We start from the raw sequence: 15,039 nt of genomic DNA, 5'->3' as shown, positions 1-15,039 counted from the left end.
TTCCACCCCTTAGTTTCTTTTATCTTATCCATTCTACAGAAAAAGATTAGCTTTTTCAAGATTTCCGAGTTTTTGTTATATCTATGTTTACAAACTTAACTATTTGCTGGCTTCCTCTGTTTTATAGATGTTGATCTAACATCTCAGTCAGGTTATGTTATAATATTACTATTAGAGCTTAGGAGTATAATCATGACAAAACCTATTATTCTTACGGGGGACCGCCCAACAGGGAAATTACATTTGGGCCATTATGTTGGCAGTCTTAAAAATCGCGTGCTTTTGCAAAATGAAGATAAATATGAGATGTTTGTTTTTTTAGCTGATCAGCAGGCTTTGACGGATCATGCAAAAACCGCAGAAAAGATTCGAGAATCTATTGGCAGTGTTGCTTTAGACTATTTATCTGTCGGTCTTGATCCGGATAAATCGACGATTTTTATCCAGAGCCAAATACCAGAATTAGCTGAATTAACGATGTACTATATGAATCTGGTTTCATTAGCGCGGCTGGAACGTAATCCGACAGTAAAATCTGAAATAGCGCAAAAAGGTTTTGGTGAATCTATTCCGACAGGTTTTTTGGTTTATCCTATCTCTCAAGCAGCAGATATCACTGCTTTTAAAGCAAATTATGTTCCTGTTGGAAATGATCAGAAACCAATGATTGAGCAAACACGTGAAATTGTACGCAGCTTTAACCATACTTATCAAACTGATGTTTTGATTGAACCAGAAGGTATTTTCCCTAAAAATGAATCTGCTGGCCGTTTGCCTGGCCTTGATGGTAATGCTAAGATGTCTAAATCGCTGGGAAATGGGATTTATCTTAGCGATGATGCGGATACCCTTAGGAAAAAAGTGATGAGTATGTATACTGATCCTCAGCATATTCATGTTGAAGATCCTGGAAAAATTGAAGGAAATATGGTTTTTCACTATTTGGATATTTTTGCCCCAGAGGAAAATAAAGCAGAAGTTGAATCAATGAAAGAACATTACCAAAGAGGGGGACTCGGTGATGTTAAGACAAAACGCTATCTGCTTGAAATTTTAGAAGCCGAGCTGACTCCTATACGTAAACGCCGTTTGGATTATGCTAAAGATATGGGAGAAGTTTTTAATATGCTTAAAAAAGGAAGTGAAAAAGCTCGGTCCGTTGCAGGTCAGACTTTATCTGAAGTGAAAGCGGCAATGGGAATCAATTATTTTTAAAAACAGTTTTTTAATGGGATGAGGCTAAAAATCGGTAGATATGAGAAACTGATTTTCGGCCTTTTTTATTTTCAGGTTCAGATTTGGAATGAAAAATTTACTGGATTATTTTTATAAAAGTTCGCTGCTGTCTGTACAGTAAAAATTGAAGGTGACCAGTTTAACACTATGGTTAATATATTGAAAAAGTTTGGATATCTTTTTATCAGGTCTTTTAGTTATTATACAGGGACAATTGCCCCCTTTTTGAAGAATTTGATTATATCTTTAAAAAGTGTTGACAAATCATTTTAGCGTGTTATGATAGTAGCAATAAAAAGGCTGTTCTAGCCTAAATACAGAAGAAAAGAGGATTGTTAAATGTCAAATTGGGACACAAAATTTTTAAAAAAAGGGTATACATTTGATGATGTTTTGCTCATTCCGGCTGAAAGCCATGTTCTTCCAAATGAAGTCAGCCTGCAGACCCAGCTTGCAGATAATTTGACATTAAATATTCCTATTATCACAGCAGCCATGGACACAGTCACTGATAGCAAAATGGCTATTGCTATTGCTCGTGCCGGAGGTCTTGGCGTTATTCATAAAAATATGTCTGTTGAGCAGCAAGCAGAGGAAATACGAAAGGTTAAGCGCTCAGAAAACGGTGTTATTATTGATCCTTTCTTTTTGACTCCTGACAATACGGTTGCTGAAGCTGAAGAACTCATGCAGCGTTACCGTATCAGCGGTGTTCCGATAGTTGAAACGCTTGAAAATCGTAAATTGGTTGGTATCATTACCAATCGTGACATGCGTTTTATTTCTGATTATGCACAACTAATCTCGCAACATATGACAAGTGAAGCGCTCGTTACTGCACCAGTAGGGACTGATCTTGAAACAGCAGAGCGTATTCTTCATGAACACCGGATTGAAAAACTGCCTTTGGTTGATGAAAATGGTCGCTTATCAGGCTTGATTACTATTAAAGATATCGAAAAAGTTATAGAATTTCCGCATGCTGCTAAAGATGAATTCGGCCGACTTTTGGTTGCTGGAGCGGTGGGCGTCACTTCTGATACTTTTGAAAGAGCAGAGGCCTTGTTTGAAGCCGGTGCTGATGCGATTGTAATTGATACAGCCCACGGGCATTCGGCTGGTGTGCTTCGTAAAATTGCTGAAATTCGTACAACCTTCCCTGATAAAACTTTAATAGCAGGAAATATTGCTACTGCTGATGGAGCCCGTGCGCTGTATGAAGCCGGAGTTGATGTTGTTAAGGTAGGTATCGGTCCTGGTTCAATTTGTACAACACGGGTAGTTGCTGGTGTCGGTGTTCCTCAGATAACAGCTATTTATGATGCGGCTGCTGTTGCGCGTGAATATGGTAGGACAATTATTGCAGACGGCGGGATTAAATATTCCGGAGATATTGTCAAGGCACTCGCAGCCGGCGGTAATGCTGTCATGCTTGGGTCAATGTTTGCAGGAACTGATGAAGCCCCAGGCGAAACAGAAATTTTCCAAGGACGTAAGTTTAAAACTTACCGCGGAATGGGATCGATTGCAGCAATGAAAAAAGGTTCGAGCGACCGCTATTTCCAAGGATCTGTCAATGAAGCAAACAAGCTTGTTCCGGAAGGAATTGAGGGCCGTGTAGCTTATAAGGGTGCGGCAGCAGATATCGTTTTTCAAATGCTTGGCGGTATTCGTTCAGGTATGGGATATGTTGGTGCAGCAGATATTAAAGCTCTGCATGAAAATGCTCAGTTCATAGAAATGTCAGGTGCTGGTTTGATTGAAAGTCACCCACATGATGTTCAAATTACTAATGAAGCTCCCAATTATTCTGTCCACTGATTGTTTAACAGCACACTCAGAAAAATTTATAAAAGCCTCCATTCTGCTGATAAAACAGAATGGAGGCTTTTACGTTAGAGCAGAGAGGAGCTGTTCTGTTTCTCCCAAATTTTGTCATAGTTACTTTTGTCGATTAACTGGCTCAATCAATTTCTAATAAAAAATTAAATAAATGTTATTACATCACTTTTTTAATTGGGATACTGTTTTAGAGCTCATCAAGAAGACACCCTTAGGAATAGTATTTTTTCAAAAATTTTGTTCCTTTATGGATTTACTGTAAACGTAATTAGACCTTTTTTAAAAATGAAAAAGATGATATTATAGAAAAGGTATGAAACAATTTATATAGTAACATTGCATTGTTTTAAAAACTTTGCTAAAGCAGTTTTTAAAGCTTTTCTTTACAGCAGGTTGACAGAATAAGTAAAAAACTTGACAAAGTTTTTGGAAATGTAAAGTAAGAAGGAGAAAGGTGCAAGGAATTTTTTATGCTTTAGTCCCTATGATTGCTTGGGGAAGTATTGGATTTATTAGTAATAAGATTGGCGGAAGCCCTAGCCAGCAAACTTTTGGAATGACTATCGGTGCCCTAATTTTTGCTTTTGGTGTCTGGCTGGTTGTACAGCCGCAGTTGACATTAACTCTATGGTTTTTTGGAATTTTAGGAGGTCTTTTATGGGCAGTCGGTCAGAGCGGGCAGTTTCATGCGATGCAGTATATGGGTGTTTCTGTAGCTAACCCATTATCAAGCGGTTCTCAGCTGGTCATTGGCAGTTTAATTGGTGCTTTCGTTTTCAATGAGTGGACTGAACCTGTGCAGTTTGTACTGGGGGCAATTGCCCTTACTTTACTTCTTGTTGGTTTTTATTTTTCTAGTAAACGCGACGCCGAAAATCCATTGATGCAGCAAGAACAGGGACAATTAAGTGATTTTTCAAAAGGGTTCAGGGCTTTGGCCTATTCAACAGTCGGCTATTTATCTTATACAGTTCTTTTTAATAATATTATGGCTTTTCCGGTTCTCTCTGTTATCTTCCCGATGGCTGTCGGAATGCTTGTGGGAGCACTCGCTTTAATGAAATTTCAGGTAAAACTGACACCTGCTGTTTTAAAAAACAGCTTAGTTGGGATTCTATGGGGACTAGGAAATATCTTTATGCTTTTTGCTGCAGCTAAGGCAGGTCTCGCCATAGCCTTTAGTTTTTCTCAACTTGGCATTGTCATTTCAATTGCAGGGGGTATCCTTTTTTTGGGAGAAACAAAAACACAAAAGGAGCTGCATTGGCTTTTGATTGGTCTTTTCTGTTTTATCTCAGGTGCTGTTTTGCTTGGTATTGTAAAATCATATTGATTCTTTACAATTCTGTCAAGATACTTAACAAGAGTTGCAAAAAGAGTTTACTGTTTTTTTGATAATCCTTTATTATAATGGAGTAAAATTGTAAATTCTTGTAAATGAAACTGTCAATAAATTTTACACAATGTTTACTGATAAGTTAAGGGGCTAAAGCATATGCTTTGGCCCCTTAAAAATTATTGCTTAGGACTTCTGTCCTTTTCTTCTTTTATCTGTCCCTCTTCAATCATAAATAGTTTCAAATTATCGGGCAGACTTGTTAGATGCTCTAAGCTGGTTGTAGTAATAAAGGTTTGGACATTTTCTTTTATTCCCTGAAGTAATTTCATCTGGCGCTGATTATCTAATTCACTCATAACATCATCAAGGAGTAGTATTGGGTTGTCTCCTCTAACAGCTTTTATAAGTTCAATTTCTGCCATTTTAAGCGATAAAATAAGACTTCGGTGCTGTCCCTGACTTCCAAAATCAGCATTCATATCATTGATAAAAAACTCTAAATCATCGCGATGCGGGCCGATGCTGGTATTTCTTTTAGCAATATCCCGTGTCTGATTTTTTTGCAGATGTTTGACAAATGCTGTATAAGTCTCAGAATAATTACTAAAAGGGAAAGAAGATGCATACTTAATGCGTAAACGCTCTAGGCCATCAGAAATAATCTGATGATGCTTGTCCGCTTCTTTTTCTAAATCGTTGATAAAATCAGAACGATGATTCATAACTCGGCTGCCATAATCAGCTAATTGCTCATTGAGAACTGTCAAAAAATCATAATCAATTGTCTCTGCAGTTTTTAGATAAGTATTTCTTTGCTTCAGGACATAGTTATAATGCGATAAGTCAGATAAATAGACAGGTTTTATCTGACCTAAATCAATATCCATAAATTTACGCCGCAGACTGGGTGCCCCCTTAACCAACTGTAAATCTTCAGGTGCAAATAAGACCACAGTCATTGTTCCCACATAATCGGAAAGTTTGGCTTGCTTGAGATGATTGACTTTAGTCACCCGTCCTTTATCAGACAGACTGATTTCCAGAGGAATTTGTCCATCAATCCGTTGAATATTACCTGAAATGAGGGCTTCTTTTTCATTGAAATAGATGAGCTCTTTATCAAAGCGTGTTCGATGGCTGCGAGTTAGTGATAAAAAATAAATAGCTTCCAAAAAATTTGTTTTTCCTTGAGCATTTTTTCCGATAAAGATATTCAGACCAGAGGAAAATTGGGCTTTAGTATCCCGATAATTTCGGTAGTTTTTAAGTTTTAATTCTTTAATCCACATGTTTACATTCCCGGAAAGCGGACAGGTTTATCGCTGTTGGCAGATGTCGCCTTTTTGTTTGCAGCTTTGTGAGTGTTTTTTTGTCTTCGTTTATTTTTTTGGTTAAGTGTCTTAACTAAATCAGCCACACGTTTCTTTTCTTCCTGCTCCTTTTCATATTTGATTTTTTCTGCTTCATCTGGTTCAGCAATTGTAATTGTGATATTGTCTTGCGGGATAGTAACCACATCACCTACACGGATCTTTTTACCGCGGCGTTTCTCAATTTGACCGTTAAAAAGAACAGTTGTTTCCTCTAAAAAAAGTTTTACAGCACCTCCACTTTGAATAAGACCTGCTTTTTTTAAAAGTGCCTGCAAGGTGATATAATCTGTAAAAAGTTTGTATTCCATAGTATGCCTTCCCATTTTCTAATCCAAGTAATTATAGCATAAAAATGATATAATTTTAGCTAGTAAAGTTTTTTATTAAGGAAATAATATGAAAATAGCTCAGGGTGTCCATTTACATCTTCTTAAAAATCGTAAATTTAAAACTAACCATATCACTTTCCGATTTTCTGGTAAACTGGAGGAAAAAACAGTAGCACGGCGTGTATTAGTAGCGCAGATGCTGGCAGCTGCCAACGCGGTCTACCCAACGGTTCAAAAATTCCGTGAAAGATTAGCTGATTTGTATGGAGCTGATCTGTCAACTAAGGTGTCAACTAAAGGGCTTGTCCATATTGTAGATATCGATCTTGTTTTTATCAAGGACTCCTACAGTTTGACAAAAACATCTGTCTTGGAGGAAATGCTGAATTTTTTAGGGGCTGTCCTCTTTGCTCCGCTTGTATCTGTAGCCCAGTATCAAAGCAAGATATTTGATGTTGAGAAAAAGAATATGCTCCACTATTTAGAAGCTGATGATGAGGATTCTTTCAGCCGCAGTTTTTTAGCTTTAAAGAAATTATTTTTTAATCAGCCAGATTTAAAACTCTCTCCGTATGGCTACCCAGATTTGTTCAATAGTGAAACTGCCTTTACGGCCTATCAGGAATTTCAAAAAATGATTAAAGAAGATTTGCTGGATATCTTTATTGTTGGTGAATTTGATGATTATCGCATGCTTCAGCTAATCACAAAGTTTCCTTTAGAGAATAGACAGAAAGATTTACAGTTTAGCTATCGACAAGTTTATAAAAGCATTACACAGGAAAAGATTGAAAGGCGTCCTGTTGAGCAGTCGGTTCTGCAATTAGGCTATCATATTCCTATTCAGTATGATGATCCTAATTATTTTTCACTCCTTGTTTTGGAAGGAATGATTGGAGGTTTTGATCATTCTAAACTTTTTACGGCAGTACGTGAGAAAGCTGGTTTGGCTTATACAATTGGCTGTCAATTAGATATTTACACGGGATTGCTTAATGTTTACACTGGAATTGACAAAAACAACCGAAATCAGGTACTTAAAATTATTAATAAACAATTTGCCGATCTTAAAATAGGGAGTTTTTCCAGCTCTTTAATCCAGCAGACTAAATTAATGTTGACAGAAAGTGTCAAGCTGTCTGAAGATGATACAAATGCCATTATTGAAAGAACTTATAACCAGCATTATTTAAATATAAATAAACAGGCTGAATACTGGATCAGTAAGTTTGAGTCTGTTAGCAAAGAAGATATTGTAAATGCTGCAAGCCAAATTAGGTTACAGGCAGTTTATTTTTTAGAAGGAGGACAGTAAAGTTGGTCACCTTAAGAAAATGGACCTACTCCAACAGTAATGAGCTGCTTTATACAGCAAAGTTGACAAATGGATTACAGGTTTTTTTGCTGCCTAAAAAAGATTTTAAAGAGTCCAGCTGTACATTAGTAAGCTTTTTTGGTTCGCTTGACACAAAGTTGACAGTTTCTGGGCGAATGAAAAGGTATCCTGAAGGAGCTGCTCATTTTTTAGAGCATAAGTTATTTGAAGATGAGCAAGGAAAAGATACTGCTTTGACCTTTTCAAAAAATGGGGCTTACAGTAATGCTTTTACAACCTTTGACAAAACATGTTTTTATTTTTCAACAGCTGATTTTTTAGAAAAAAATTTACAATTGCTGCAAACATTCACCTTGTCAACTTCCTTTACAGAACAGTCAATAAAAAAAGAAAGGGATATCATCCTTCAGGAAATCACAATGTATCAGGATGATGCAGATTACAGACTTTATCAAGGTATCTTGCAAAATCTTTATCCTAAAACTCCTCTTGCCAGTGATATCGTCGGAACGAAAGAAAGCCTTAACCAAATTTCGGTGAAAAATTTGAAAGAACTCCATTCTATTTTTTACCATCCTCGTAATATGGCTTTAGTTGCGGTAGGTGATTTTAAGCCTTACCGTATATTTAACAGCATTCAAGAAAATCAAGAGCATCTGCCATTGAAGCGTCAGCCGCTTGTTTTTAAATCTCAGCTGTCTTATTATCCGGTGATAAAAACGAAATCTGTAACAATGAACCTTTCTGTACCTAAATTGGCAGTAGGGTATAGGGGAAGAAAACCTGCAATAAACCCTTCTTTATTACATCAAAAAATAGCTTTGAGGTTATTTTTTACTATGCTGTTTGGCTTGACATCTTCGACCTATCAAAGCTGGTATGAAGAAGGGCGTATTGATGATTCGTTCATAATCGAGGTTGAAATGCATCCAGAATTCCAATTTGTTCTGTTAACGCTCGATACGAAGGAACCAATCGCTATGTCGAATAAAATCAGACAGAAAATAAAACAATTTAAACAGGAGACTGACTTTTCAGAAAGCCACCTGGGGCTTGTTAAGAGAGAGTTATACGGCGAGTTCCTAAAGAGTTTAGACTCACCTGCTTCTTTATCAGATCGTTTTGCAGCCGAACTGCCGCTGCAGTCGTTAAAAGAAAATTACCTCAGCATTCCTGATATTTTAAACAGATTGGATTTAAAGACAGTAATGGCTATTGGTGAAAATTTTTTGTCAGGAGCACAGGCGTCTGATTTTACAATATTTCCAAAATAATCGTGTACTAGATAAAAATTTGGTATAATAAAAGGTAATTACTGCAATTTTAATATAAGAGGGTTAGTATGAGTAATAAAACGATTGGAGAAATTTTAAAAGATGCCCGCATCAGGCAGGGCCTCTCTTTAGAAGATGTTGAAGCCAAAACGGATATCCCTTCTCATCATTTGCTGGCTTTGGAATTAGATCAGTTTGATTTAATTCCGGATGAAAAAACTCTGAACTATATTCAAAGATATGGGGAAACAGTTGATTTACATCCTATTGCTTTAAAACAGCAATACCGTGAGCAAATTCAGCATCAGGAATCTGAAACTGATCATTTTGCAGAGCCGGCTGTTTTAAAAGATGCTCTTAATGCCGAAGAAGCAGTCCCAAAAGAAATAGAAGAAATAGCGGAGAGTGATAGTCAGATAGCAGAACCTGTGATATCTAACACTGATAAAGAACCGGAATTATCGACTGGGACTGAAACAAAGACTAGTTTTGCTAACAGAAGCCGCCGTTATGACTATGATGATGAATCTTACGATGAACCGTCCCGCTGGCCGATTATTATTTTAAGTTTGGTGGCTATTTTAATATTGCTTTTTGTTGGTTACACTGTTTGGCATCAGCTTCAAGGCAATCGTCAAACTTCACAGGCTTCTCAGTATTGGTCCGTCAGCAGCTCAACTGAACAAGAAACGACTTCTGTTTCGACAGATAGTCAAGCCACTTTAAGTGTAGAAGGAAGCGGCAGAGCTCTTACAGCTTATTTGAGCAATGCCAGCGATCCTGTCGAAATTGTTGTTTCACTGTCAGGAGCAGAAAGTGGTTGGTTTTATGTCAGCAATTCAGATATGAGTGAAGATGGGGTAACATTAAACTCGGCAACACCTTCTTATACAGTAAGTTTACCCGCTTCCACAGCTACTGCAACCATCACTCTCAGTGTTGTCCAAGGTGTAACAATCACTGTTGATGGTCAAGCCCTTGATACTTCCGCTTTGACGGGCTCAGATTTAAGCTATATTACATTAAATATCCAATAAGGTGAAGAAATGAAAAAAGAAAACATTCCCAATCTGCTTACTATTGGACGAATCTTTATGATTCCGGTGTTTATTTTAATCCTTTGTTTTTCACATACTCTGACAGGTCACTTTATAGCAGCCTTAATTTTTGCTTTGGCCAGTGCTACAGACTATCTTGATGGTTATTTAGCCCGCAAATGGCAAGTTGTTACTAATTTTGGTAAATTTGCTGATCCTTTGGCTGATAAAATGCTGGTTATGAGTGCTTTTATCATGTTGATTGAATTAAATTTACTACCTGCCTGGATTGCTGCTGTCATTGTCTGTCGCGAGCTTGCGGTGACTGGCCTGCGTCTGCTGCTTGTAGAAAACGGCGGAACAGTGCTTGCTGCGGCTCTCCCTGGAAAAATTAAAACTTTTTCTCAGATGTTCTCCATTATTTTTTTATTATGCCATTGGACTTTATTAGGTACGATAACCCTATATATCGCTTTAGTTTTTACAATTTATTCTGGTTATGACTATTTTAAAGGGGCGAGCTTTCTTTTTAAGGATACCTTTCAGTAAAAATGACAAACAATATTATTGAAGTTAACAATCTTTACTTTAAATATACTGATGAACAAAAAGATTATACACTAACAGATTTATCGTTTCACGTGAAACCTCAAGAGTGGCTGTCTGTCATTGGACATAACGGTTCTGGTAAATCAACTGCTGTACGGCTGCTTACGGGTCTTTTGGAAGCTGAATCCGGTGAGATTTTTGTTGACGGTGAACAGTTAAATTCAGAAAATGTTTGGGATATTCGCCATAAAATCGGTATGGTTTTCCAAAATCCGGATAACCAGTTTGTAGGTGCGACAGTGGAAGATGATGTGGCTTTTGGTCTTGAAAATAAAGGGATTCCTTATGAAATCATGAAAGAGCGTGTCAAACAGGCCTTGGAATTAGTGGGGATAACAGCTTATATGTCTCGTGAACCTGCGCGGCTTTCCGGCGGGCAGAAGCAGCGTGTTGCTATTGCCAGCGCGGTTGCTATGCAGCCGAAAATTATTATTTTAGATGAAGCAACCAGTATGCTTGATCCAGAAGGACGTACAGAGCTTATTAAAACGATAAAATCTATCCGAAAACAATATGATATGACTGTTATTTCTATCACCCATGACTTAGATGAAGTGGCACTGAGCGACCGTGTTTTGGTTATGCAAAACGGTCAGATTGAATCAATCTCTACTCCGAAAGAATTATTTGCACGCGGTGAAGAACTCTTAACGCTCGGTTTAGATGTTCCTTTTACCTCAAATGTGATAAAAGCATTGGAATCAGAGTCATATACTTTTGGCGATACTTATTTGACAGAAAAGGAATTAGAAAATAGGCTATGGGAATTACTCTCAAAAATGTAAGTTATACTTATCAGGCAGGGACCCCTTTTGAAGGGCGTGCCCTTTTTGACATTAATCTTGAAATTAGAGATGGTTCCTACACTGCTTTTATTGGTCATACGGGCTCCGGTAAATCAACTGTTATGCAGCTGCTGAACGGCTTGGCTGTTCCGACTGAAGGTTCGGTCACGATTGACGGAATGACTATCACACCTGATTCTAAAAACAAGGATATCAAGTCTGTTCGGAAAACGGTGGGGCTGGTTTTTCAATTTCCGGAGAGCCAGCTGTTTGCTGAGACTGTCTTGAAAGATGTGGCATTCGGTCCCCAAAACTTCGGAGTTTCATTGCAGGAAGCAGAGTCCTTAGCTAAGGAAAAGTTAGCTTTAGTAGGAATAGCAGAAGAACTGTTTGATAAAAACCCGTTTGAATTATCTGGCGGGCAGATGCGACGAGTGGCTATTGCCGGCATTCTGGCTATGGAACCCAAAATACTAGTTCTGGATGAACCGACAGCAGGGCTCGATCCCAGAGGACGCCGTGAGTTGATGAAGCTTTTTTATCGCTTGTATCAATCAGGAATGACCGTTGTTTTAGTGACTCACTTAATGGATGATGTTGCTGATTATGCTGATTATGTTTATGTTTTGGAGGCAGGGAAGCTGGTCCTTTCAGGCAGCCCGAAAAATCTTTTCCAAAAAGTCAGTTTGTTAGAGAGTAAACAATTGGGGGTGCCAAAAATAACAAAGTTTGCCCAATCATTGGCTCACCGCGGCTTACCTATGGAAACACTGCCAATCACAATTGATGAGTTTAAAGAGGTGCTTAAGCATGGATAGACTGATTATTGGCCGTTATATTCCCGGAGATTCAATTATACATCGTCTGGATCCCAGAAGTAAACTTTTGGCCATGATAATCTATATCATTATTGTTTTTTGGGCCAATAATTTTTTGACGAATCTTTTAATTTTTATTTTTACTTTGTTGACAATCTTGTTGTCACAGGTGAAACTGCGTTTTTTTCTCAATGGCATAAAGCCTATGGTTGGTATTATTCTTTTTACGACTATTTTTCAGATTTTTTTTACACAGGGAGGTAGGACGCTTTTTCAATTTTGGTTTCTAAAGATTTCCTCTGATGGTTTGAGTCAGGCTGCACTAATTTTTATGCGATTTGTCCTTATTATTATTTTCTCAACACTCATCACTTTGACGACAACACCGCTCAGTCTTGCTGATGCGGTAGAATCATTATTGCAGCCATTTGCTAAATTCAAAGTCCCAGCTCATGAGATTGGGCTAATGCTGTCTTTGAGTTTACGCTTTGTACCGACATTGATGGATGATACGGTACGTATTATGAATGCGCAAAGAGCTCGGGGGGTTGATTTTGGTGAAGGGAACATTTTTCAAAAAGTTAAATCAATTATCCCGATTTTGATTCCTCTTTTTGCTTCCAGTTTTAAGCGTGCTGATGCCTTAGCTGTTGCTATGGAGGCGCGTGGCTATCAAGGCGGAGAAGGGCGAAGCAAGTACCGTCTTTTGCACTGGCAGCTGAAAGACAGCATTGCATTGCTCACTTTGCTGGTTTTAGGTCTGTTATTGTTTATCTTAAAAACAGGCTAGACCTCTTATGTAAATAGAAATTGTTATTTTAGAATATGTCAAATGACCGAAGAAAACGTCTGTAGGCGTTTTCTTTATTTTTTATCAATCAAAATGTAATAATTTTAATTAAAGTCCAAAAAGACAGTAACATTAAAAGGATATGATGGTAATAACCCTCAGTAAGAAAAGGAGTTAATGATGCAACTAAAAACAATTTTAGAAAATAAAAGAAAGTCAGTAACCTTAAGTTTGACAGGAGTGATGGCTGCTGCCACACTTGCTGTACCAATTATTATCAGTGCGGATTCTTATACTGTTCAGTCGGGTGATACACTATCAGCTATTGCTGCAGCCCACAGAACAACTGTAGATGAATTAGCTGCAAAAAATGGCATTACGGATGCCAATGCAATCAGTGTGGGGCAGACCTTATCAGTTGATGATTCAGAAGATAGTGCGGCACCGGAAGAAAATACCGACACTTCAGCTTCAGATACAGCCTTGAGTGCTGAAGATGCTGCAGCTAAAGAAGAGATTGCTCAGCATGAGTCTAGCGGTAATTACACAGCAGAAAACGGACAGTATTATGGCCGTTATCAACTGAGTATTTCTTACCTGAACGGCGATTTATCAGCAGAAAATCAAGAGCGGGTAGCCGATGCATATGTTTCCGAGCGTTATGGCTCTTGGTCAGCTGCACTTGCATTTTGGAACGCTAATGGCTGGTACTGATAAAAAGTCGAAAAGCCAATAACTTCCGCTGTAAAAACAGTTATAAAAGAATAAAGCAAAGTCATTTTTAATGGCTAAATGGGCTTTATTCTTTTTTGTTTTCTTAAAACAATAAAATTGTAATATTTTTAATATAAATAAAATTAAAGGGTAACAATTAAATTATAGTATGAAATTTGGAAAAATGAAAGAGGTACACATATATGTATAGTAGGCTTGCAAAAGCAAAACGTCAGAAAAAAAGATATACTATTTTAGGAGCCTTGCTCATTGCTGCGAGTGTTGCAGGAACAGCCTTTGCTCTTACAAAAACAGAGAGTGCTTATATAGTTACTGAGTCTCAAAAAAATATTGTTGGCGCAATCGGCAGTGAATCTCTGGTTACAACAGCATCCGCAGAAGAAATCCAAGAAACATCAGAATTAGAAGAAGCTTTGGACAATCAGAACCAAGATACAGCTCCTGCAGAAGAGGAGGCTGTAGCTGAAGCGATATCGGAAACAGAAAATGCTGTTACTGAAGCTGTTCCGGTTAATACTGTATCAGCACCCTCAACAAGTGTAACAAATGGGAATACAGCCGGTGCAGTAGGCAGTGAAGCAGCAGCACAAATGGCTGCTGCTACAGGTGTTCCACAATCAACATGGGAATATATCATTGCCCGTGAGTCAAACGGTGATTACACAGCCTCAAACACATCGGGTGCTTCAGGTCTCTTCCAGACTATGCCGGGCTGGGGTTCAACTGCAACGGTTCAAGATCAAATTAACTCAGCCATTAATGCTTATAATGCTCAGGGCTTATCGGCCTGGGGCTACTAGTAAAAAAGTACTGACATTAAAAAGTCAGTGCTTTTTTTATATTGTCAGGAGAATGGCAAATTTTATCAGCACCGCTGTTAAGTAAATCAGCCTCCTGTCCAATTCCCCAAGTGATACCCAATGTTTTAATACCAGCAGAAATTCCTCCGATAATATCAAACTTTGTATCGCCTATGATAAGAGCTTCGTTCTGATTGATATTTTCAGATGATAGACATGCTCGGATGACATCATCTTTTTTAAAACGGTGGGGAGTAGCACCATAAACAGCTTTAAAAAATTTAGACAGTCCCAATTCATCTAGCATAAGCTGGGCCATTGGTTCATTTTTGCTGGTTGTCACATACAGTTCATAATTTGCTGCTTTAAGGTCTGTCAGCGCTTCATAGATTCCTTGGTAAACAAAGACATCGTGAACACCTTTTTCTTTATAATATAATCGAAAATAGGCAATAGCTTTTTTCACTAATTCTTCTGATTTAAATAAGTTAGAAAAAGTTGTTTCAAGCGGCGGACCAATAAAAGTTGACAGAATATTGTCATCAGGGACAGCAAGATTTAGTTGTTCAAAAGTGTAGCGAAAACTGGATTTTATCCCTGAACTTGAATTGACTAAGGTTCCGTCTAAATCAAATAAAATAGATTTCATGGCAATCTCCTGTAAAGATAATGTAAATATGAAGTCAAGTATAAAAGAAGTGAGGCTGTTTAAGCTGTAAAGCACTTCAACTAGCTG

Annotated in this window: 15 protein-coding genes; 12 read left to right on the top strand and 3 right to left on the bottom strand. The window is 37.9% G+C overall.

Features of this window, described 5'->3' with window-relative positions; translation table 11 throughout:
* The first annotated feature begins 192 nt into the window (after nt 1–192).
* From trpS to A0O21_RS09585, 3 genes are all read left to right on the top strand, one after another.
* Nucleotides 193–1,215 carry a tryptophan--tRNA ligase gene (gene trpS, locus A0O21_RS09595; RefSeq protein WP_067064654.1) on the top strand — a complete coding sequence of 341 codons (1,023 nt, stop codon included), beginning with the start codon at nt 193–195 and terminating at the stop codon, nt 1,213–1,215.
* A 360-nt stretch (nt 1,216–1,575) separates the two neighbouring features.
* Nucleotides 1,576–3,057, top strand: a complete 1,482-nt coding sequence (guaB, locus tag A0O21_RS09590; protein WP_067064651.1) for an IMP dehydrogenase — start codon at nt 1,576–1,578, stop codon at nt 3,055–3,057.
* A gap of 475 nt (nt 3,058–3,532) precedes the next feature.
* Nucleotides 3,533–4,411 (top strand): GRP family sugar transporter, encoded by an 879-nt coding sequence (locus tag A0O21_RS09585; RefSeq protein WP_067064649.1) that lies wholly within the window; start codon nt 3,533–3,535, stop codon nt 4,409–4,411.
* A gap of 182 nt (nt 4,412–4,593) precedes the next feature.
* Here the strand turns inward: A0O21_RS09585 and recF are convergent, their stop codons facing one another.
* Both recF and yaaA read right to left on the bottom strand, forming a co-directional pair.
* Complete coding sequence (gene recF / locus A0O21_RS09580; protein WP_067064645.1) at nt 4,594–5,706, bottom strand: DNA replication/repair protein RecF; 1,113 nt, start codon at nt 5,704–5,706, stop codon at nt 4,594–4,596.
* 2 nt (nt 5,707–5,708) lie between these two features.
* On the bottom strand, nt 5,709–6,098 hold the full coding sequence (gene yaaA, locus A0O21_RS09575; RefSeq protein WP_067064644.1) for a S4 domain-containing protein YaaA: 390 nt from the start codon (nt 6,096–6,098) through the stop codon (nt 5,709–5,711).
* Nucleotides 6,099–6,186: 88 nt separating this feature from the next.
* Between yaaA and yfmF the strand changes: the two genes are divergently transcribed.
* From yfmF to A0O21_RS09530, 9 genes are all read left to right on the top strand, one after another.
* On the top strand, nt 6,187–7,434 hold the full coding sequence (yfmF, locus tag A0O21_RS09570) for an EF-P 5-aminopentanol modification-associated protein YfmF (protein ID WP_067064643.1): 1,248 nt from the start codon (nt 6,187–6,189) through the stop codon (nt 7,432–7,434).
* Nucleotides 7,435–7,436: 2 nt separating this feature from the next.
* The gene (gene yfmH / locus A0O21_RS09565; RefSeq protein WP_067064641.1) at nt 7,437–8,729 is read left to right on the top strand and encodes an EF-P 5-aminopentanol modification-associated protein YfmH; all 1,293 of its coding nucleotides are present in this window, start codon (nt 7,437–7,439) and stop codon (nt 8,727–8,729) included.
* Between the two features lie 68 nt (nt 8,730–8,797).
* Nucleotides 8,798–9,766 carry a helix-turn-helix domain-containing protein gene (locus tag A0O21_RS09560; RefSeq protein ID WP_067064640.1) on the top strand — a complete coding sequence of 323 codons (969 nt, stop codon included), beginning with the start codon at nt 8,798–8,800 and terminating at the stop codon, nt 9,764–9,766.
* Between the two features lie 9 nt (nt 9,767–9,775).
* Nucleotides 9,776–10,315, top strand: coding sequence for a CDP-diacylglycerol--glycerol-3-phosphate 3-phosphatidyltransferase (gene pgsA, locus A0O21_RS09555; RefSeq protein WP_067064639.1), 540 nt, complete (start codon nt 9,776–9,778; stop codon nt 10,313–10,315).
* Between the two features lie 2 nt (nt 10,316–10,317).
* Nucleotides 10,318–11,160 (top strand): energy-coupling factor ABC transporter ATP-binding protein, encoded by an 843-nt coding sequence (locus A0O21_RS09550; RefSeq protein ID WP_067064636.1) that lies wholly within the window; start codon nt 10,318–10,320, stop codon nt 11,158–11,160.
* The gene (locus tag A0O21_RS09545; RefSeq protein WP_067064635.1) at nt 11,136–11,978 is read left to right on the top strand and encodes an energy-coupling factor transporter ATPase; all 843 of its coding nucleotides are present in this window, start codon (nt 11,136–11,138) and stop codon (nt 11,976–11,978) included. The genes A0O21_RS09550 and A0O21_RS09545 overlap by 25 nt, the downstream gene beginning before the upstream one ends.
* A complete protein-coding gene (locus tag A0O21_RS09540) occupies nt 11,971–12,768 on the top strand; it encodes an energy-coupling factor transporter transmembrane component T family protein (protein WP_067064633.1) in 798 nt (265 codons plus the stop codon). Before A0O21_RS09545 ends, A0O21_RS09540 begins: the two co-directional genes overlap by 8 nt.
* A gap of 180 nt (nt 12,769–12,948) precedes the next feature.
* Nucleotides 12,949–13,482, top strand: a complete 534-nt coding sequence (apf, locus tag A0O21_RS09535; protein WP_067064632.1) for an aggregation-promoting factor — start codon at nt 12,949–12,951, stop codon at nt 13,480–13,482.
* A gap of 203 nt (nt 13,483–13,685) precedes the next feature.
* Nucleotides 13,686–14,303, top strand: coding sequence for a transglycosylase SLT domain-containing protein (locus A0O21_RS09530; RefSeq protein ID WP_067064631.1), 618 nt, complete (start codon nt 13,686–13,688; stop codon nt 14,301–14,303).
* Between the two features lie 16 nt (nt 14,304–14,319).
* On the opposite strand, the gene A0O21_RS09525 is transcribed toward A0O21_RS09530, so the two are convergent.
* Complete coding sequence (locus A0O21_RS09525) at nt 14,320–14,952, bottom strand: HAD hydrolase-like protein (RefSeq protein ID WP_067064630.1); 633 nt, start codon at nt 14,950–14,952, stop codon at nt 14,320–14,322.
* Nucleotides 14,953–15,039: the final 87 nt, after the last annotated feature.

Source organism: Streptococcus pantholopis (assembly GCF_001642085.1).
GTDB lineage: Bacteria > Bacillota > Bacilli > Lactobacillales > Streptococcaceae > Streptococcus > Streptococcus pantholopis.
This window is presented reverse-complemented; position numbering and strand designations above follow the sequence as displayed.

Bases quoted from the DNA above. Each gene is read 5' to 3' on its own strand.
- A0O21_RS09540 (WP_067064633.1), top strand. From the start codon at position 11,971: ATGGATAGACTGATTATTGGCCGTTATATTCCCGGAGATTCAATTATA.
- trpS (WP_067064654.1), top strand. From the start codon at position 193: ATGACAAAACCTATTATTCTTACGGGGGACCGCCCAACAGGGAAATTA.
- yaaA (WP_067064644.1), bottom strand. From the start codon at position 6,098: ATGGAATACAAACTTTTTACAGATTATATCACCTTGCAGGCACTTTTA.
- A0O21_RS09530 (WP_067064631.1), top strand. From the start codon at position 13,686: ATGTATAGTAGGCTTGCAAAAGCAAAACGTCAGAAAAAAAGATATACT.
- A0O21_RS09550 (WP_067064636.1), top strand. From the start codon at position 10,318: ATGACAAACAATATTATTGAAGTTAACAATCTTTACTTTAAATATACT.
- pgsA (WP_067064639.1), top strand. From the start codon at position 9,776: ATGAAAAAAGAAAACATTCCCAATCTGCTTACTATTGGACGAATCTTT.
- A0O21_RS09545 (WP_067064635.1), top strand. From the start codon at position 11,136: ATGGGAATTACTCTCAAAAATGTAAGTTATACTTATCAGGCAGGGACC.
- guaB (WP_067064651.1), top strand. From the start codon at position 1,576: ATGTCAAATTGGGACACAAAATTTTTAAAAAAAGGGTATACATTTGAT.
- A0O21_RS09525 (WP_067064630.1), bottom strand. From the start codon at position 14,952: ATGAAATCTATTTTATTTGATTTAGACGGAACCTTAGTCAATTCAAGT.
- yfmF (WP_067064643.1), top strand. From the start codon at position 6,187: ATGAAAATAGCTCAGGGTGTCCATTTACATCTTCTTAAAAATCGTAAA.
- recF (WP_067064645.1), bottom strand. From the start codon at position 5,706: ATGTGGATTAAAGAATTAAAACTTAAAAACTACCGAAATTATCGGGAT.
- apf (WP_067064632.1), top strand. From the start codon at position 12,949: ATGCAACTAAAAACAATTTTAGAAAATAAAAGAAAGTCAGTAACCTTA.
- A0O21_RS09560 (WP_067064640.1), top strand. From the start codon at position 8,798: ATGAGTAATAAAACGATTGGAGAAATTTTAAAAGATGCCCGCATCAGG.